We start from the raw sequence: 19,106 nt of genomic DNA, 5'->3' as shown, positions 1-19,106 counted from the left end.
ACCGCTCAGCCGATCTCACAACGCCCCACCCCGGAGCAAAAAAACACTCTAGAGACTCGCCGGGCCGGCTGAACCCATGTTATTCAGCAGCCTCCTAGAGAACGACCGTGACCACCTTCTCTTCGGTGTTGGCGAGAATACCGGCATAACCGAGTTCGCGGCCGATGCCCGAGGTCTTCATGCCGCCCCAGGGCAGAGCGGGGTCGATTGCGGCCCAGCCGTTGATCCACACGGCGCCCGCGCGAATCTCCGCGGCCACTCTGTGTGCGGTGGAGACGTCGGAGGTCCAGACGCTGGCAGCGAGGCCGTACGGCGTGCCGTTTGCAATCTGAATCGCTTCTTCTTCACTGTCGAACGGAATCACAACGCCGACCGGTCCGAAAATCTCCTCCTGGGCGATCGTCATGCTGTTGTCGACGTCGGCGAAGATGGTCGGTCGTACGTAGAAGCCCTCGGACTTTCCCGTGTCGCCGCCCGCGACGACGCGCGCTCCTTCGGCCTTTCCCTTCTCTATATAGGCGAGCACGCTCTTCTGCTGCTTTTCGTTGACCAACGCTCCGATCGTGGTCGTGCTGTCGAATGGATCGCCAAGCACCTGTGCCGACGCTGCCGCCGCCAGACCGTCGACGACCTGCTGGTATATCGAACGGTGGGCCAGAATGCGCGTTCCTGCAGCACACACCTCGCCCTGATTGAAGAACAGGCCCATTGCCGAACCACCGACCGCCGCTTCGACGTTGGCGTCGGCAAAGATGATCTGCGGCGTCTTGCCACCGAGTTCCAGCGTCACCCGTTTGAACGTCGCGGCTGCAGCGATCTGGATCTGGCGGCCGACCGCGGGGCTTCCGGTGAAGCTGATCTTGTCTACATCCGGATGCTCGACCAACGCCGCCCCTGCAATGCTCCCCATTCCGGGAACAACATTGACTACGCCTGCCGGCACCCCCGCTTCCACGATCAGAGTGGCGAGGTGCAGAATCGACAGCGGGGCATCTTCAGCGGGCTTCACGACAAGCGTGTTTCCCGTTGCAAGAGCGGGCGCGATTTTCCACGCTGCGATCATCAGCGGAGTGTTCCATGGCACGATCGCACCGATAACGCCGACGGGCTCGCGCACCGTATACGACAGCGTGGGTCGCCCCATCGCACCGGCTGTCGGGATGGTCGTGCCTTGAATCTTGTCCGCCCATCCAGCGAAGTGCCGGAACGTTGCTGCGGCGTTGGGCACATCAAGCATTCCCGGCTGGGCTAGGGGCTTGCCGATGTCGAGGGCTTCCAGTCGCGCGAGGTACTCTCCGTCGCGCTCAATGAGATCGGCGATGCGGTTGAGGAGTTGACCTCTGACCGCACCCGGCGTGGTCTTCCAGGCGCCCGTGAGCGCGGCCCTCGCGGCGGCGACGGCCTCATTGATGTCGCTCGCCGATCCGCTGGAAACCGTGGCGAGGGGGCGGCCATTGGCGGGGTTCAGATCGGTGAAGGTCTCGTCGGCCTGCCGCCACGTTCCGTTGATGAGCATTCCTGTGGTGAATACGGGCTCATCTTCGCTTCCGTGTTCACCGACGGCCGCGCTGGTATTGCTTTCGATAGTCATAGATCGTCCTTTTCTATTAGTCGTGTGGTCGAGTTCAGTTGTGGGCGCCGCTGAGCTGCGCGGTCTGGGCCACGCCATCCGCTGAATTCGACAGCAGCTCGGCGAGTTTCTCGCCGATCATGATCGACGGTGCGTTCGTGTTGCCACTGGAAATGCGCGGCATGATCGAGGCGTCCGCGACGCGCAGACCGTCGATGCCGTGCACACGAAGCGATGCATCGACGACGGACGCGTCGTCGGAGCCCATACGGCAGGTGCCGACCTGGTGGTGATAGGTCCCCACCGAGCGACGTGCGAACTCGCGAAGCTGATCGCGGGTAGTGACGTCGGGGCCGGGGGCGAATTCCTGCTTGCGGAACGGTGCGAAGGCATCCTGCTGACCGATCTCCCGGCACAGGATGATCGCGTCGACCATAGCTTCGAGATCGTACTCATCGGCAAAAACGTTAGGGTCTGCAATCGGCGCCTCGTTCGGGTCTGCCGACGCCAGCCGCAGGGTTCCCCGCGACGCCGGACGCACGATTCCCGGTGCAATCGTGTAGCCGTTCTCAGGCACGGCACCGCCGTCGGTCGGGTAGGGCAGGTGTAGAAAGAGCGGCTGCAGATCGGGGCCGGGCCCATCCCAATCGGTACTGCGCGTGTACAGCTGGCTCTCGAGCAGGTTATTCGCTCCCGCCGGCAACGGTCCTTTGGCCTCGTAGATGTTGCTCACCAACAAGTGGTCGTGCAGGTTCTCACCCACACCGGGCAGGTCGGCGATAACACCGATACCGTGCTCGTCGAGCTGCTCACGGCCACCGATTCCTGACAGGAGCAGAATCTTGGGCGAACCGATCGCGCCGGCACTGATGATGACCTCAGCGTCGGCAAAAGCCCGGCCGACCTCACCGCCAGCTTCGTACTCGATACCGACAGCCCGATTACCTTCGATCAGAATGCGATGCACGAGGGCACCGGTCGTCACCGTGAGACGCGGATTGTCGAGCACTGGCACCATAAAACTCTGCCAGGCGCTGGCCCGCTTACCCTTTCGCGTTGTGGTGTCATTGAAACCAACGCCCTCCATCACCGCTCCGTTGAAGTCGTCTGTCGCGGGATAGCCGAGCGAGACCGCAGCATCGACGAAGGCCTGAGCAGTGGGTGCCCGACCATCGATGATCTTCTCGACGCTCAGTGGGCCACCGACGCCGTGGTACTCGGATGCCCCGCCGATGTGGTCCTCGCTGCGCTTGAAGAGCGGGAAGACATCTTTCCACGCCCATCCGGTGTTACCTTCCGCTGCCCACCCGTCGTAGTCGCTGTGATGTCCGCGAACGTAGATCATTCCATTCAGCGAGCTGCTTCCACCGAGAACCTTGCCGCGCGGCCAGTAGAGGCTTCGGCCCTCTGCGTGGATCTGCGGGGCGGTCATGACAGCCCAATCATTGGGCGAGAACAGCAGAGCAGGCCACCCCTGCGGGTTGTGAATGTTCGGGTCAGTGTCGACTGACCCTGCCTCGATGACGTGAACCGTGTGGCCCTGATCGATGAGACGGCGCGCTATGACGCTGCCAGCCGAACCGGCTCCGACGACGATGTAATCCGATCGCATTGTGTTCTCCTTTGAACGTGATGGACCGACCGCTCATTCAGAATCAGGTCGGTACTTCGAGCCTCCCCCATCGACCGCTGTTCGCACTGCGCCGAACGCGCACAGTACTGTGCCCGACGCGCACCTCGGTCGCGCACCCGTATTCGCGGTGGGTGGCTTGTTACTCCAGCGCTCTAGGATCGTCGTCAAGGTGATTCGCTTACATCGAGATCGCTTTACCCGTTCCAGGGCTTGTGTTCATCCAGCGCATCACACGCAACGAGTTCTTCCCGCTCTTCTGAGGTAGCCGCTGGGTAATGGCCACAAGGTTGTGGAGGCGCAAGGTGAGAACAGCCGTGGTTTTGTCTGCACCAGTCCATGTTGGAGCGGTTCATGACCGCGTAAGGCCGCGGCCGCTAGCTGACGTAGCCGAGCTCATGAGGCATCGCAGCAGCGCTATCGTGGCCGTCCGTCACTCTATGTTCATGCTCAGAGTTCCTGAACTTCGAACTGACGAATTCGCCTTCGAACTGGTACTTGCTTCGGCTTGGGGGCGCGCCAGCGCTTTCCAGACTGCCATGCTGTCCGCACTCGCCCACCCGTGGCGCACCGGTGATCGCGACGTAGTCCTCGGCGCCCTCGCTATCGCCTATTTGCCCGAATTTCTGTCGAAGCCCGAATTTCGCGCCCTCACGCAGCAGGTCGACCCGTTGTTCCCGAGCACGCCAGAAGGCATGGCCACGGTGGCTGAACAGTGGGATGCCGACCTCGCCCACGACACGTTGCACCAGCTGACCTCGATCTCCGCGCCGACCGTGGCCATCGGCGGTGAGCAAGATCTGCTGACGCCAATCGTAGTTGGGCTGCTTGCGGCGAATGCGTTCCCCGGAGCGCAGTGGCATGTTTTCACGGGTCCGGTTAGCAGTCAGGCTGCCCTGTTCGAACGCACAGATGAATTCACTCAACTCGTCCTGGAATTCCTGAACCAGATACCAGTGCTGGCCTGAGCGCCCACGTAAAACCCAAATGACGGCGCCCGGCCAGATGCTGCAGGTACGGATACTCCGATGCCATGCACGTCCGGCCGGGTTATGCTTTCGCAAGCGTCCTCCTATCAACGGGCGGGCGGCACACACGACGACGTGGAGGCTGAAATGACCTTGGCACTTGTTCCGTCGTTGTCCGGTTCGGGGCGTGAGATGCTTGACTGCTCCGAACTCGACACGGTCGAAAGGTTCGACGCCTGGACCGACGCCGTCAGTCGCAGTTTCGTTCCGCTCACCGCTGACTTGCCCGACGGCTTCACTCCAGCTGGCTTCGACGGCGCACTGGTCTCCCAGCAGCTCGGATCGGCAGAAATTAGCACGGTCACCGGTTCCGCAGTGTCGGTACGACGCACGCAGCGGCAGATTGCGCGCGCCGACCCCGGTTTCATCAAGCTTGGATTACAGCTACGCGGCTACAGCGTAATCACCCAGGACGGCCGCGATGCGGCTCTCGCTCCAGGAGATTTCGCCATCTACGATACGAGCCGGCCCTACCAACTCGATTTCGATGACTCCTTCCGTATGTTCGTTGTTATGTTTCCTCTGGAATCCCTCAGCCTGAACCACAGGCAGTTGTCGTCACTCACGGCATCGCGGTTCTCCGGCCGGCGCGGACTCGGGGCGATCACGTCGAGCTTTCTTGGAGAGATGAGTCGACAGCTCGACAGCGACTCACTGGGGCGCGGATTTCAGGTGTCGGATGCAATCTTCGAACTCGTAGCCGCAACCCTCGGCGAACGTCTCGACGAAGCCACTTCGGGCGATGAAAATGCTCAACGCCGACTACTGTTGGCACGAATCGACCAACACATCGTCTCTCACCTCGGCGACTCCAGGCTGTCAGTAACAGGCATTGCTGCCGCGCACCACATTTCTGTGCGCTACTTGCAGAAGCTGTTTGAGGAACAGGAAGAAACCGTTCGAGGCCGCATCAGGCACCGCCGACTCGAGGAAGCCAGGCGTGATCTCCTGAACCCGAGCCTCGCACAGCGGCCAATCGCTGCTATCGGCGCCAGCTGGGGATTCGAAGATGCGGCGTCGTTCGCGAGGGCCTTCCGCAAGGAGTTCGGCGTCTCTCCACGAGAGTGCCGCGTAACCGCTCACAACTGAGCGGTACTGATGGCACGTTCCCGCCGTGACACTTGGGAGAAACTCAGCAGGAGATCACGGGCAGCCCACTCGTTCGAGCCCACGGACCGCAAGGTAACGAGCACGTGCCTGTGCCCGTCCTAGGCGACAGGCAGACGGTCGGGGATGAGGACTTTGAAGACCGCGTTGAAGAAGGTCCACGCGGCCTCGCACCCGGCGATGACCGCTGCGAAAGTTCGCGCGGATGATGGCATTTTCAAGTTCTCGGTCTCTTCCTGCTGCGCTTTCGCGCACACGCAGTTGCCCACCATTTACCAAGAGTGCGTCCGACAGGTCTGCGGATCACGCCGGGCGGTTGCGAATGTCCTCCTCGCTCTGAATGGCTTGGTCCGTTCGGACACACTGCTGCTGGACAACAAATGGGCGCCCTGTCACTGACCAGTCGACTGCGGTTGTGGCCGCCGACGCATCCGCTGGAGTCCACGTTCTAGTTTCTGGAGATTCCGCAGTTGACCAATTGGCGCCGTGGCGGGTGCCTGCGCGTTCGGTCATCTACGCCACGTCGGGGATCGCCCTGAGCAAGCTTGGCTTCGCGCAGACCACTGCTGCGCGTGCCACGCTCACGTTTACCGTTCCGGCCGACCAAACGATTTGGGCAATCGCAGCCTCGTGTTCGCGAAGAACCACCACGCCGACCGTCGATCCGGTCATCGCGGCGTGGGATGTCAGGCGGACGGGTGGCCCGGACGCGGATGAGGCTGTTCAACGGATCCGTGATTTGGTGCTTGCACGAGGAGGATCTTGATAATCCGACGCTCGGTGGAGACGGTCGCGACCTCCAATGCCGACGACGCCGCCTACCGGGCGTTGGAGGACGTGGTTCGCATCACCGAGCACCTCGAGGATGTCCGTGTCGTCGGCGGCCACATGGCCAGCTTGCTGCTGACCGCATTCCCCGTCGCGGGAGCAATCATCCGGCGAGCAATATGGCTAGATGAGTCGATCGAACCGGCCGCAGTCCCAAGTGGCGTAGGGGTGTGTTGTCGGATAGCGTCGCATTTATTTCGCGGTTCGCGGGCTTGTCCATCTGTGGAAGTGCGCACGCGCAAGCACTTCCATGGCTACGGTTGTAACGAGCACAGTGATTGAGAGCGCGTGATGACGTACAGCGTAATTCGAGTTCGCGCGACGCCTGGTGCCTCGCGCTCAGGGCACATGGGTGACGTGCTCGTGGTTGCTGGTATCGCGGTGGCCGCGTGGATCTCTTTCGGCCGCCACCTCTTCGGGATCGGTGGCGACCTCACCATCATCTACGCGGCGACGCTGGGTGTGATTTTTGCCGCCTTGCTGGTGTTCACGGGGCTCGCGGTACGACGCACGGCACGTCGAGGGTTCGAAACTCGCGCGATAACATACGTGTTTTTCCTTGCATCAGGCGTTATCGGACTCTTGTTGGGACTCACGCTTCCAGATTCAACACCTCGCGGTTTGCAGACAATCATCAGCGGACCCACACAGCCTGCGTTGGATATCGCTATTGGTATCGCGAACCCCCTGGGCGTTATCGGAATCGCGACCGCGATCATTGCGTTCGTGCTTTCGATTCGCGATTCGCGCGGGCGAATCACGTTTGTTGAGTCTTGGGGCGACGAGGATGACGGCGCCCTTGTCGACCCCGCGTAGCGGCAATTCGTTGCATCGACGCAACTCACGAAGTGACTAGACCCCGCTTAGCGCTTCCGCATCCGCATCCGCATCCGCATCCGCATCCGCATCCGCATCCGCATCCGCCGCAGCATTCTTCTGCACGGCGAACTGAGTCCGGTGCAATTCCTCGTACCGCCCACGCACTGCCAGCAATTCCTCGTGCGTACCGCGCTCCACGATCGAGCCGTCCTCAACCACGAGGATCAGGTCCGCGCTGCGGATGGTGGAGAGGCGGTGTGCGATCACCATCGCTGTCCGTCCCTCGAGCGCCTCGCTGAGCGCCGCCTGCACGGCGGCCTCAGACGTCGAGTCCAGCGCTGCCGTCGCCTCGTCCAGGATGACGACGCGCGGCTGGGCGAGCAGGAGCCTCGCGATGGTCATCCGCTGGCGCTCACCCCCGGACAATCGGTAGCCACGCTCGCCCACCATGGTGTTCAGCTGGTCGGGCAGGGACCGGATGAGCGGCTCGAGCCGCGCACGGCGGACGGCGTCCCACACCTCATCGTCGGACGCTTCCGGCCTCGCGAGGCGCAGATTGGAGAGGATGGTCTCGTGGAACAGGTGGCCGTCTTGCGTCACCATGCCCAGGGTGTGCCGCATGGAGGCGAACGTGACATCGCGGACATCCGTCCCCGCGAGGCGCACGGCGCCGCTGTCGACGTCGTACAGGCGCGAGAGGAGCTGCGCAATCGTGGATTTGCCGGCACCGGACGAACCAACGAGGGCAACGGTCTGACCCGGCTCGATCCTGAAGGACACGCCGTGCAGCACCTCCTCGCCGCCGCGGGTGTCCAATGTGGAAACCTCTTCGAGAGACGCGAGAGATACCTTGTCCGCGGACGGGTAGGCGAAGCGCACGTTGTCGAACTCGACGGACACCGGGCCTTCGGGCACGGCGACGGCGTCGGGCTTCTCCTTGATGAGCGGGTCAAGGTCGAGCACCTCGAAGACGCGCTCGAAGCTGACCACCGCGCTCATGATCTCCACCCGTGCGTTTGCGAGGCCGGTGAGCGGCGCGTAGAGGCGGGTGAGGAGAAGCGCCAGGGTGACCACGTCACCGGTATTCAGCTGGCCAGCTAGTGCGAGGGCGCCGCCGAGCCCGTACACGAGCGCCAGGGCGAGAGCGGAGACGAGCATCAGTGCGGTGTAGAAGACGAACTGCAGCATCGCGGTGCGCACCCCGATGTCGCGGACACGGGCGGCGCGGACGCGGAACTCCTCGGCCTCCTCGTCGGGCCGGCCGAACAGCTTGACGAGGGTGGCGCCGGGCGCCGAGAATCGCTCGGTCATCTGCGTGCTCATGGCGGAATTGTGATCGGCGGCCTCGCGGCGCAGCGCGGCGAGGCGGCCTCCCATGCGGCGGGCGGGTACCAGGAAGATGGGGAGCATGATCACGGCGAGAACCGTCACGAGCCAGGACGTGCTGAGCATGACGATCAGGGTGAGGATCAGCGCCACGACGTTCGTGACCACGCCGGACAGCGTGCCGCTGAAGGCCTGCTGAGCGCCGATCACATCGTTGTTGAGGCGGCTCACGAGGGCGCCCGTTCGTGTGCGGGTGAAGAACGCGATCGGCATCTTCTGCACGTGGTTGAAGACGGCGGTGCGGAGGTCCAGGATCACGCCTTCACCGATCCGCGCCGAGTACCAGCGCGTCACGAGTGACACGGCGGCGTCGGCCACGGCCACGAGCGCGATGACGACGGCGAGCCACACAATCGTGGTGACCGCGCCCTGGGCGACGATGACGTCGACCACCTGGCCGGCGAGTACCGGCGTCGCGACCGCGAGGAAAGCTCCCACGGTGGAGAGGGTGATGAAGATCAGTAGCTTAGACCGGTAGGGCACCGCGAACGTCATGATCCGCCTCACGGACTCACGGGAGAAGCCGCGTTTGCTGTCCCTAGCGCTCGACATCTTGTGCAGCGAGCTCCAGGCCGCGCCTTCCATGCTCATGGTGGTTCCTTTCGCTCGAACAAGTTTAGATGGCGAGTTGCCCGAGCTCGGCGTTCTCCCCAGTGGCGGCGAACCGGGGCTTCTTTCATGAAACGGCTCGGCCGCCAAAGAGAAATCGCTCCTCGAGCGATTCTCAGGAGCGATTTCTGTTACGAGCGGATGCTGCGCGAGCGTTGATGGGACGATTCCACGCACTTTTCCCGCCAGCCGCTCCCGCGGACCTGGATCAGCCAGGAAACGCTGCGTCGTAAACCGCGCGAAGCTCGGCACTGTCGGCCCCGGTCACGCCGCATCCCGTGATCGTTCCATCGACTGCGCCGACGAGGAAGCTCTGGCCGACCGCGAAGGGCACACCCGAGAAGTCGGAGGTCATCGCGTCGACCTGCGCCACCTCTACGCGGTCGGCGACCTCGCCGACAAAGCGCTCTGTGACCTCCAGCACAACGGTGTTGCCCTGGATCTGCAGCACCGTCGCGGCGAACGCCTGCTCCTGCGCCGCGACGGTCGCCGGCTCGAGCACGAGGCAGCTAACGCTCGCGAGGCCTCCACCCATGGGAGGCTGCAGCGCCTCGATGGTGGGTTCCGGACCACCGAGAACGAGGGGTACGACGATAGCGGCGGCGATGGCGAGGCCCGCGGCGAAGCCGGCCACCGGCATCCACCGCCGGAACGCGCGTCGCGGCGTCTCGGGGGTGACAGTCGGGGTGGTAACGGATTGGTCGGTCATGATCTGCTCCATTCTGTGGTCGAGCCACGTCGGCGAGGCAGGGGGCAGCGCGCGGGCCGGATCGGCGGCGCGCAGCTGATCGCGCAGCGCACGGTCATCGTCGTGCATCTTCGCTCCCTTCGTCGTAAGGTATATGTCCGGTCGGGTGGCCCGATTTCAGTAGCTCCTGCTTGAGGCGCGCCTTCGCGCGGTGCAGCCGGATCGCCGCTGCGTTCGCGCTGACGCCGAGCACAACGGCAATCTGCGGGCTCGTCAACTCGTCCCACGCCCACAGCCGCAGGATCTCGGCATCGTCTCGACGCAGGCCGGCGAGGGCTGCGGTCACGCGGGCCGCCACGGCAGTGCCTTCATCGACGGTGGATGCTGCCGGGTTCTCGTGTGCAACGGCCGGCGGCGGGTCGATCGCGATGATGCGGCCGATGAGACGGGTGCGGCGACGCTCGGCGCGTTGGGCGTTGCTGAGGCACTGTCGAGCGACGACGATCGCCCAGGGGAGGGCATCGTCGGGCACCTCGTCGAGGCGGCGCCAGCACACGAGCAGCGTGTCGCCGATCACATCGTCGGCCGTCGCGGCGTCGGTGCGGCGGTGCAGGTAGCGGCGTACAGGGTCGCCGACGAGCGCGACGAGGTTGCGCATCCGCTTTTCGCGCTGGGTGTCGGTCACAACTCTCATACTGAGGCATGTCCGGCAGGGGCGCGAGGATTTCATGCGAGGCACGCTCGCACCGTTTCACCCCGTCGGTTCCCGGCCTGGGCCACATCTATGCCCCTCTACGCGGGCCTTGCGGTCGGGAGTGGCCTGGATGCTCGATGCGGTGTCGACGGCCGCATCATCGAGAATTTGCTGCCAGCACTCAATGACAATCCGTGCACAGCGAGTTGATTACCGGCGGTTCATGAGGGCGTGCAGGGCTGCGCGACGCGCTGCGGTCATCCGAATACCCGCGAAGCGGTGAGTGCTAATTTCTGCGAACTGGAGGAAAATCGCGCGCCGTGCGGAGGGAAATCATTCCCCGATTCCCCCGCGATCCGCGCCCTTCTGGGTTTCGCGAACAGCCCACAAAAGTCCTTGAAGATCGCAAGATCTGCCGGGACTTTTTCCGGCTCTCTTGACGTAACCGTGGGTCCGTCAGGAGAGCCTTAAAGGCCGTATGCCGCTCTCCGCCTAGGTTTCTAACTGTCAAAGGTAAGAAACTCGGGAGCGGAAAAGCGGCGTGCAAATTCTAAGAGTATGGTGAACCCTTCTCGGTGTCGAGAAGACGTTCGTCGACGACATCGATCTCGACCTGGAGGGCAGGATTCTGATCGCTTCGGTGCGTCCGATGGCGTCCAAGCGAAACCGCTGCGGGTCCTGCCAGAAACGCAGCCCACGCTACGACCTCGGTGATGGGCGACGTCGCTGGCGTGCGTTGGACCTGGGCTCGATTCAAGTTCACCTCGAAGCTGACGCACCCCGAGCGTCGTGCCGTGTCCACGGCGTGACGGTCGCCGCCGTGCCGTGGGCCCGTCACCACAGCGGTCACACATTGTTCTTTGATGACCAAGTTGCGTGGCGTCGAAGACTGCGATCACCGTGTTGATGCGCATCGCGTGGCGCACTGTCGGCGCGATCATCACCCGGGTTTGGGCCGATACCGAGAGGCAATACGACCAATTCGCCGACCTCACCCGGATCGGCATTGACGAGGTCAGTTACAAGCGTGGCCACAAGTATTTGACCTGCGTCGTCGACCACGATTCCGGCTGCCTCGTCCGGGGCCGCGCCGGGCCAGGACAAGGCCATCCTGGCGACGTTTTTCGACGCGTTAGGGCCCGAACGGTCGGCCCAGATCACGCATGTGTCCGCGGATGGTGCGGCTTGGATCGCCAGTGTTGTCACGGAATGAGCGCCCAACGCCGTTCGGTGCGCTGATCCGTTCCACGTCGTGAAATGGGCCACCGAAGCCCTCAACGACGTCCGCCGGGCCGCGTGGAACGAGGCCCGTACAGCCGCCCGGCACAACGATGCCCGCCGCACTCGCGGCCGACCCGCTGCCGATACTCCGGCCCGCCCGGATAGTGCTCGAGCTGCTGGCATCAAGAACTACTGCTACGCCCTCTGGGAGAACCCTGAGAACCTGACCGAGAAGCAGCAAGCAAAACTCGCCTGGATCGTGCAGACCGACCCTCGCCTGGCCCGCGCTTACTACCTGCAAGCAGGCCTCCGCGTGATCTTCAATCTGCCTCTCAGTGAGGCGACCGAAGCTCTCGACAAATGGGTCGGGGGGCCGCCGCTGCCTAATCCCCTCCTTCGTGAAACTGCAGAAGAGCATCGTCAAACACCGCACCGCGATCCTCGCATCCATCGAGCACGGCCTCTCCAACGACCGCGTCGAATCCATGAACACCAAGATCCGCCTCATGACCCGCATCGCCTTCGGCTTCAAATCCCTTGACGCACTCATCGCCCTCGCCATGCTCAGCCTCGGCGGGCACAAACCTGTACTTCCGGGCCAGATTTAACCCACGGAAGAGGCAGGAGAACCCTAAGTCAGTTCTATTTTTTCTGATCCGACAGGCATTCTCGCTTTAACGCGCCGCCACAACCTCAACTCGACCGGTGGATCGAGGCTAAGAGCAATACCGTTCAGTTAAGCATTCCCGTGTTACGTTGAGGGCATGGCGCGTACAGGGTGGGTGAAGCCGGTCTCTGATCGTCGGTTGTCGGATTTGGTGTCGGTGGGTTTGTTGACCCGTGTGTTCCCGGCTGATGTCATCGACGAGGTGGTTCAGGCGGCGGGGCGGACCGAGCAGCGTAACCGGGCGTTGCCGGCGCGGGTGATGGCGTATTTCTCTATCGGGATGGGCCTGTATGCCGAAGCGTCCTACGAGGATGTGTTTGCTCAGCTGACGGATGGGCTGTCGTGGTCAACTGGCTGGTCTGAGACGTTTGCGCCGCCGTCAAAGTCGGCCATCTTTCAGGCGCGCAGGCGGCTGGGGTTCGAACCGGTGCGGGACCTGTTTACCCGCGTCGCCCGGCCGCTGGCAGGGCCAAACACGCCGGGGTCCTGGTTGGCGGGGCGGCGCTTGATGTCCATCGACGGAACGATTCTGGATCTGGCCGACAGCGTGGTGAACGCGGAGTTCTTTGGCCGCCCGCCGGTCAGTCGGGGGGAGCAATCCGCTTTCCCTCAAGCACGGTTGGTGGCTTTGGCGGAGTGTGGAACGCATGCCGTTCTGGATGCGGTGATGGGTCCGTGCACGACGTCAGAAATTGAACTGTCCCGTGAGCTCGCTGGCCGCTTCAAACCGGGCATGCTGGTTCTGGCTGACCGCGGCTTCTATGGTTTCCGATTATGGGCGCAGGCGGCAGCGACGGGCGCCGACCTGCTCTGGCGGGTCAAGACGAATCTCCGCCCTCGGCACCAGGAGACCCTCGCTGATGGGTCCTGGCTGGCAACGATCATCCCGACCTCGGGCACGGGCCGGCAGTCGACAACGCCGCTGACGGTACGGGTCGTGGACTACACGATCGACGATGGACGCGACAATCCCGACTCCTACCGGCTGCTGACGACGATCCTTGATCCGGGCGAGGCGTCAGCGGAAGAATTGGCGACCGTCTACTCCGAACGGTGGGAGATTGAGTCCGTGTTCGACGAGTTGAAAACGCATCAACGCGGCCCGCGCATGGTGCTGCGGTCCAAATCCCCGGACCTGGTCAAGCAGGAAATCTGGGGCCACCTGTGCTGTCATTACGCGATCCGCACCCTGATGGTTGACGCCGCCCATCATGCCCGCCGCGACCCTGACCGGGTTTCCTTCGTCGTCGCACTTCGTATCGCCCGTCGCTCCGTCGCTCAGGGCGCTTTTTCCCCCTCCGCGCCCTGACCTTGCCGCAGCCATCTGGCGCCACGCTGTCCGTGAACTGATCCACCGTCTGAACCCCGCGCGACGACGCCGGTCAAACCCCCGCGTCATCAAAAGCAAAATCTCGAAATGGCCCGCCAAGCGCTTCCGCCACGCGCACTGGCCACAACCCACTCGTGACCCGGAAATCACCATTCAAACGCTTAACTGAACGGTATTGAGGCTAAGAGACCCTGTAGGGGAAGTGTTAAGGACCGGGTTGCGGGCCATCGTTTTCATGACCGCTGACACGCGCCGCGACGGACACCAACCAACGCCATAGCTGGCCGCCAGCGTCTCGCCCGCGGGTTGGACCACCGATCTCACCCGGTCCAGAGCCTCTATCGCAACACAGGATGCATGTGCAACAATCTGCATATGAATGCAGATAAGAAGACGTGCACGCTTGATTCGGATGGGGAGTACGTCGAGCTGGCCGTGGAGGTCTTCGCCATGCTCGCCGACGCTACGCGAATTCGCATCATTCTGGCCCTCCGCGACACAGAGCTGTCGGTCAACCAGCTCGCCGAGACAGTCGACAAGTCTCAAGCTGCAGTCTCCCAGCACCTCGCAAAGCTGCGGCTCGGGCGCATCGTGGCGACCCGCCGCGAGGGCACGCGGGTGTTCTACCGTCTGGCCAACGAGCATGCCCGCCAGCTCGTTGCGGATGCGATTTTCCAGGCCGAGCATGCCGTCGAGGGCACACCGGCACACCACCGGCATCCGCTTGAACGGGCTACTGACGCAGTCGACGGGAGCGCTCATGCTTGAGGTTCTGCGAAACCGCACGTACCGCCGATTGTTCAGCGCGCAAATTGTGGCGCTGATCGGTACCGGACTGCTCACCGTGGCATTGGGCCTGCTCGCCTTCGACCTGGCCGGCGGCGACGCCGGCATCGTGCTCGGCATCGCGCTGACCATCAAAATGCTCGCCTATGTCGGTATCGCCCCGGTGATCTCCGCCCTGACGGCGCACGTGCCGCGCAAGATGCTGCTGGTGTCAGCTGATGTGCTGCGCGCGATCGTCGCGCTCTCGCTGCCGTTCGTCACCGAGGCCTGGCAGATCTACGTGCTCATCTTCGTGCTGCAAGCTGCCTCCGCAACCTTCACCCCGGCATTCCAAGCGTTGATTCCGGCTGTGCTTCCGGATGAAGGTGCATACACCCGGGCGTTGTCGCTGTCGCGACTGGCTTACGACCTCGAATCGCTTCTGAGCCCCATCCTGGCCGCCGCCCTGTTGACCGTGATCAGTTATCATTCTCTCTTCGCGGGGACTGTCGTCGGATTCGTGGGTTCTGCGCTGCTCGTGCTCACAGCCACCCTGCCTACGCACCGGGTCGCCACTCCAACACCATTTCTGGACCGCCTCACCCGCGGCGTACGCGTCTTCTGGCGCACACCGGAATTGCGCGCGTTGCTCGCCATGAACATGGTCGTCGCGACGTCAACCGGCATGGTCATTGTGAACACCGTCGTACTCGTGCAAAGCCACTTCGGCCGCGCTCAGTCTGACTTCGCCCTCGCTCTGGCCTGCTACGGATTCGGGTCCATGCTCGTCGCGCTCGCGCTTCCACGGGTACTCGAGCGCTTTGACGACCGAAACGTCATGCTGCTCGGCTGTGCGGTGCTGCCCGTCGGGCTTCTATCCCTCGCCGGCATTGTTGTCGCGCCGGCAACACCTTTAACTTGGTCTGGCCTCCTCGTGATCTGGTTCGTTCTCGGTGCCGCGACCGCGTCCATCCTGACGCCGTCGGCACGGCTGTTGCGCCGCTCGTCCGACGAAACGAATCGGCCGGCCGTCTTTGCCGCACAGTTCTCCCTCTCGCACGCCTGCTTCATCGTCACCTATCCTCTCGCCGGGATACTCGGTGCCGTGCTCGGTCTAGCACCGACTGCAGGGGTGCTCGCCGGCATAGGGATACTCGCCGGCCTTATTGCGCTTCGGACGTGGACCGCTCCGACGACACCTCTGGCACAGGTGGAATCAACGGTGGCTGCCTGAAGCGTTGCCCGTGCCGTCCGAAGAAAGCGCCGTCACAGCCCGCAGTTGTGCTCGCGTGCGACTGGCATTCAGGATTCACAGCGCGCCGTGGGGTATTCTGCGAGGGAAGACATTGGCAGTTCAATCTTGGCTGTAGGTAATGAAGTAGGTGAAATGACACGGGATCGCGCGGTACAACGGATCTTTGCACCCGTCTCTTTGTCGCCTTTCGTCGCCTTGCTCGCTCTCGCCGCGCTGCTTTTCGCCGTTTTCGCCATTCATTCCGAGGCCACCGGGCATGCCATGCATACGCCGCCCGCTGCTTCATCGATTGTGTCTGAGCAACAATCTTCGGTGATGGGAATGGGTGCTGTCATGGCTGCTCCCGTCGTTGCTTCGATCTCGTCGGGGAGCCTGGGCGGGATGCTTGATTGCGCCCTGCTCGCGATGACCTGCGTTTTGCTCCTCACGCTCGTCGCCCTGGTGTTCCTGACTCGGCTTCCGGCCACCTATCGGCGCCTGCTCGACGCCGGCAGCATCCTCCCGAACTCCTGGCGCACCATCGTCCTGCCGGTTCAGCGCCCCAGCCTCACTCTTCTCTCCATCTGTCGCGTTTAGACCGTGATGTAGTTCCGAGCCAGCACGTGGCTTCGGAGCTTTGCCGTGCTTGCGGCCACTCGGTTTCTACTGCCTACGACGAATGGATGAACAATGTTTAAACCACGAACTTTTCTGTATGCGGCTGTGGCCCTCGCGGCCACTCTCACCCTCAGCTCATGCGCTGGCGGCAGTCCCGCCACCGATTCAGCAGCCCCCTCCGCCAGTCAAAGCACAGCGGCGTTTAATTCCGCCGACGTGACCTTTGCGCAGATGATGATCCCCCATCACGAGCAGGCCGTTCAAATGAGCGATGACCTCCTTGCCAAGGACGGTATTGATGAAAGCGTGATCGACCTCGCGACGGAGATCAAGGCCGCTCAGGAACCGGAGATCACGCAGCTGAAAGGCTGGTTGACGGCATGGGGCGAGGATGAAAACGGCATGTCGGGCATGGGCGGCATGGGCGGCGGCTCTGACGGGATGATGTCCGACGACGACATGATGGCTCTGCAGGATGCCTCTGGGGTAGAGGCCAGCACCCTGTTCCTGGAACAAATGACGGTGCATCATGAGGGCGCTGTCGCGATGGCGCAGCTCGAAATTGATGATGGGGAGAATGCGGATGCACAGGCGATGGCCGCCAACATCGTCAAGACGCAGACGGCCGAAATCGACGAAATGGCTAAGCTTCTCGCTTCGCTCTAGAGCGGCACGTCCGGCGGGTCCTTCTCTGGAGGACCCGCCGGTGGAACCCACCGTTCGTTTTCTGAATGACCTGCAAGGACACAAGTATGCATTGCCGTCAAATTCTTTCTCTGCTGCGCGTCGCGGGGACGGTACTACGTGGATAACACCGGTCACGTCGCCACAGCGCCCCGCCTTCCCGGCGCCATTCCACCAATGTCACGACGCGATTTGCGCGCCATGGAGAGCATGCTGCGCGCGGGTCGCTCTGACCCCTGGAAAACTGCGCCAGCGGCGAAAGTTGTACCCCGTTCGGTCCCGCTGCGCCAGCGCGCTGCGGCCGGAAGCGCCATGGCGATGATCGCTCTCTTCGCAATAAGCACGTCCCTGCCCGCGCTGGCGGTCAATACAGAATCACCGCAAGCCGCTGCTGCGAGCGCCGCCCCGGCGGACGAGCTGCAAAGCCTCAGCGCGGAAGGGACGGCATCCGTTCTTATTGAACGCGACGGATACACCATTACGGAAGCACCCGAACCGGCCTCGTACACCCAAGTCGCCAGCAATGGGGAATGGGCCAGCTTAAGTCCGGGCCAGCTCAGCGACCAAGGCTGGGCTCTACCAGTTCTGGGCCGAATATCGAGCCCCTTCGGTTCTCGCCCGAACAAACCCGTTGATGGTGTCGGCGACTTCCACAACGGAACCGACATAGCCGCACCCTGCGGCCAGCCCGTCTTCGCGGCCACCGGAGGCAAAGTTGTCACCTCGGGCTATCAGGGTTCCTATGGCAACTGGATTCTCATCGACCACGGCAACGGCGTCGAGACGGGATATGCCCACAACAGTCAGCTCCTCGTCGACGCCGGTCAACTGGTCGTGGCCGGTGAAATCATCGCGATCGTGGGATCAACAGGTGCATCCAGCGGCTGCCACGTGCACTTCGAAACCCGCGTCGACGGTGAACGCATCGACGCGGAAATATTCATGAGCACCCGAGGGGTGTCACTTGGCTAGGCGCAGGGCTGGCGCTCGGTTCGCTCTCGGAGCAGTGACGGTTCTGTCGCTCCTTCTGGTCGCGGTGCCGGCCGGCGCAGCCGAGTACCCGAGCTGGTCCGATGTGGAAACCGCACGTTCGTCCGAAGCTGGTAAACAAGCGCAGGTCACGGAGTTGACCGGGCTGATCGCAGGCCTCACCGCCGAAGTGGATGCTGCGCGTGCCGAAGCATCTCGTCGCGCGGCCACCTACGAGGCTGCGCAAAACGCATTCGACGATGCGACCTTGCGAGCAACGAATTTGCGGGACCAGGCCGACGCGGCTTCGGCCGCCGCCGCCATTTCGGGCGAACAGGCCGGCCGGCTGGCGGCCATGCTCGCTCGCTCGGGAAACAGCGACCTGTCGTTGTCGCTGTTTTTAGACGGGCCTAGCGCCAGCGACCTTTTGAATCAGCTTGGATCCATGAGCAAGCTGACCGAGCGGATGAGCGTGGTCTATGAGTCCGCCGCCGCTGATGCAAACTCCGCCAGATCGCTCACGGATCAGGCCCAGGTCGCACAGCAGACGCTCGGCGCGCTAGCCGAGACGGCTGAAACCGCGTTGGCCGACGCGATGGCCGCGAGCATCCGGGTGGAGACGGCACTGGCCGACCAGCAGGAAATTGCCGCAACTCTACAGGCGCAGCTAGCAGTTCTGACCGAGGATCGCGCCGCGACGGAAGCCGACTACGCTGCGGGCGAAGAAATCCGACGGGCAGCCGAAGCTGCCGCCGCGAAAGCTCGCGCCGCCCAGGCTGCTGCGGCCGCCGCTTCGGCGGCCGCAGCAGCGAGCAGGCCTGCGGGCGGCAGCAGCACGCCCAACGGACAGGGCTGGACCTTACCCGTGTCAGGCTGGATTAGCTCAGCGTATGGGGCTCGACCCAATAAACCGGTGGCGGGAGTCGGTGCGTTCCACTATGGAACCGACATAGCCGCGGGCTGCGGGCAGAACGTGTCGGCAGCATCCGCTGGAACAGTCAGCTACGCCGGCTGGCTGGGCTCCTACGGCAACTGGGTCCTCATCGACCACGGTGACGGAACCCAAACCGGTTACGCGCACAACAGCTCTCTGCTCGTCAGCACCGGGCAACAGGTTTCCGCAGGCGCCACCATCGCTCTCGTCGGAACGACGGGTGCGTCCAGCGGCTGTCACGTGCACTTTGAAACACGCGTCAATGGTGCCCGCGTCAATCCACAACCCTTCATGAGCACTCGCGGAGTCATTCTTGGTTAAATTC

At 63.2% G+C, this 19,106-nt stretch carries 16 protein-coding genes and 1 pseudogene; 11 read left to right on the top strand and 6 right to left on the bottom strand.

The window, feature by feature from the left end; genetic code table 11:
- Positions 1-94 precede the first annotated feature (94 nt).
- Both styD and E3T43_RS18325 read right to left on the bottom strand, forming a co-directional pair.
- Positions 95-1,591, bottom strand: a complete 1,497-nt coding sequence (gene styD / locus E3T43_RS18330) for a phenylacetaldehyde dehydrogenase StyD (RefSeq protein ID WP_134473496.1) — start codon at positions 1,589-1,591, stop codon at positions 95-97.
- Positions 1,592-1,625: 34 nt separating this feature from the next.
- Positions 1,626-3,182, bottom strand: coding sequence for a GMC family oxidoreductase (locus E3T43_RS18325; RefSeq protein ID WP_134473495.1), 1,557 nt, complete (start codon positions 3,180-3,182; stop codon positions 1,626-1,628).
- Positions 3,183-3,739: 557 nt separating this feature from the next.
- On the opposite strand from E3T43_RS18325, the gene E3T43_RS18320 reads away from it, so the two are divergent.
- Entirely contained in the window at positions 3,740-4,168 is a 429-nt protein-coding gene (locus E3T43_RS18320; RefSeq protein ID WP_134473494.1) for an alpha/beta fold hydrolase, read from the top strand.
- Positions 4,169-4,315: 147 nt separating this feature from the next.
- Positions 4,316-5,317: a helix-turn-helix domain-containing protein gene (locus E3T43_RS18315; RefSeq protein ID WP_166791392.1), complete on the top strand. Its 1,002-nt coding sequence runs from the start codon at positions 4,316-4,318 to the stop codon at positions 5,315-5,317.
- 119 nt (positions 5,318-5,436) lie between these two features.
- Here the strand turns inward: E3T43_RS18315 and E3T43_RS18920 are convergent, their stop codons facing one another.
- Entirely contained in the window at positions 5,437-5,607 is a 171-nt protein-coding gene (locus E3T43_RS18920) for a hypothetical protein (protein ID WP_166791389.1), read from the bottom strand.
- A 904-nt stretch (positions 5,608-6,511) separates the two neighbouring features.
- Between E3T43_RS18920 and E3T43_RS18310 the strand changes: the two genes are divergently transcribed.
- Complete coding sequence (locus E3T43_RS18310; RefSeq protein WP_241979077.1) at positions 6,512-6,979, top strand: hypothetical protein; 468 nt, start codon at positions 6,512-6,514, stop codon at positions 6,977-6,979.
- A 36-nt stretch (positions 6,980-7,015) separates the two neighbouring features.
- On the opposite strand, the gene E3T43_RS18305 is transcribed toward E3T43_RS18310, so the two are convergent.
- The 3 genes from E3T43_RS18305 to E3T43_RS18295 all read right to left on the bottom strand — a co-directional run bounded on the left by E3T43_RS18305 (position 7,016) and on the right by E3T43_RS18295 (position 10,350).
- On the bottom strand, positions 7,016-8,959 hold the full coding sequence (locus tag E3T43_RS18305; RefSeq protein WP_134473491.1) for an ABC transporter ATP-binding protein: 1,944 nt from the start codon (positions 8,957-8,959) through the stop codon (positions 7,016-7,018).
- 226 nt (positions 8,960-9,185) lie between these two features.
- The gene (locus E3T43_RS18300; protein WP_134473490.1) at positions 9,186-9,794 is read right to left on the bottom strand and encodes a hypothetical protein; all 609 of its coding nucleotides are present in this window, start codon (positions 9,792-9,794) and stop codon (positions 9,186-9,188) included.
- The gene (locus E3T43_RS18295) at positions 9,781-10,350 is read right to left on the bottom strand and encodes an RNA polymerase sigma factor (protein WP_134473489.1); all 570 of its coding nucleotides are present in this window, start codon (positions 10,348-10,350) and stop codon (positions 9,781-9,783) included. Before E3T43_RS18295 ends, E3T43_RS18300 begins: the two co-directional genes overlap by 14 nt.
- 610 nt (positions 10,351-10,960) lie before the next feature.
- Here E3T43_RS18295 and E3T43_RS18290 point away from each other — a divergent pair.
- From E3T43_RS18290 to E3T43_RS18250, 8 genes and pseudogenes are all read left to right on the top strand, one after another.
- Positions 10,961-12,188 (top strand): annotated as a pseudogene (locus E3T43_RS18290) (ISL3 family transposase).
- A 156-nt stretch (positions 12,189-12,344) separates the two neighbouring features.
- The gene (locus E3T43_RS18285; protein WP_134473488.1) at positions 12,345-13,556 is read left to right on the top strand and encodes an IS4 family transposase; all 1,212 of its coding nucleotides are present in this window, start codon (positions 12,345-12,347) and stop codon (positions 13,554-13,556) included.
- A gap of 396 nt (positions 13,557-13,952) precedes the next feature.
- On the top strand, positions 13,953-14,345 hold the full coding sequence (locus E3T43_RS18275) for a metalloregulator ArsR/SmtB family transcription factor (RefSeq protein ID WP_134473486.1): 393 nt from the start codon (positions 13,953-13,955) through the stop codon (positions 14,343-14,345).
- Positions 14,338-15,576, top strand: coding sequence for an MFS transporter (locus E3T43_RS18270; RefSeq protein WP_134473485.1), 1,239 nt, complete (start codon positions 14,338-14,340; stop codon positions 15,574-15,576). Before E3T43_RS18275 ends, E3T43_RS18270 begins: the two co-directional genes overlap by 8 nt.
- Positions 15,577-15,930: 354 nt before the next feature.
- A complete protein-coding gene (locus tag E3T43_RS18915) occupies positions 15,931-16,173 on the top strand; it encodes a hypothetical protein (protein WP_134495512.1) in 243 nt (80 codons plus the stop codon).
- A gap of 93 nt (positions 16,174-16,266) precedes the next feature.
- A complete protein-coding gene (locus E3T43_RS18260) occupies positions 16,267-16,860 on the top strand; it encodes a DUF305 domain-containing protein (RefSeq protein ID WP_134473483.1) in 594 nt (197 codons plus the stop codon).
- Between the two features lie 195 nt (positions 16,861-17,055).
- On the top strand, positions 17,056-17,850 hold the full coding sequence (locus E3T43_RS18255) for a M23 family metallopeptidase (protein ID WP_134473482.1): 795 nt from the start codon (positions 17,056-17,058) through the stop codon (positions 17,848-17,850).
- 34 nt (positions 17,851-17,884) lie between these two features.
- Entirely contained in the window at positions 17,885-19,102 is a 1,218-nt protein-coding gene (locus tag E3T43_RS18250; protein WP_134473481.1) for a M23 family metallopeptidase, read from the top strand.
- The last annotated feature ends 4 nt before the right edge of the window (positions 19,103-19,106 follow it).

The organism is Cryobacterium sp. Hh7 (assembly GCF_004403155.1).
Lineage (GTDB): Bacteria > Actinomycetota > Actinomycetes > Actinomycetales > Microbacteriaceae > Cryobacterium > Cryobacterium levicorallinum.
The sequence above is the reverse complement of the archived record's forward strand: the minus strand, read 5'-3'. Positions and strand labels throughout refer to the sequence as shown.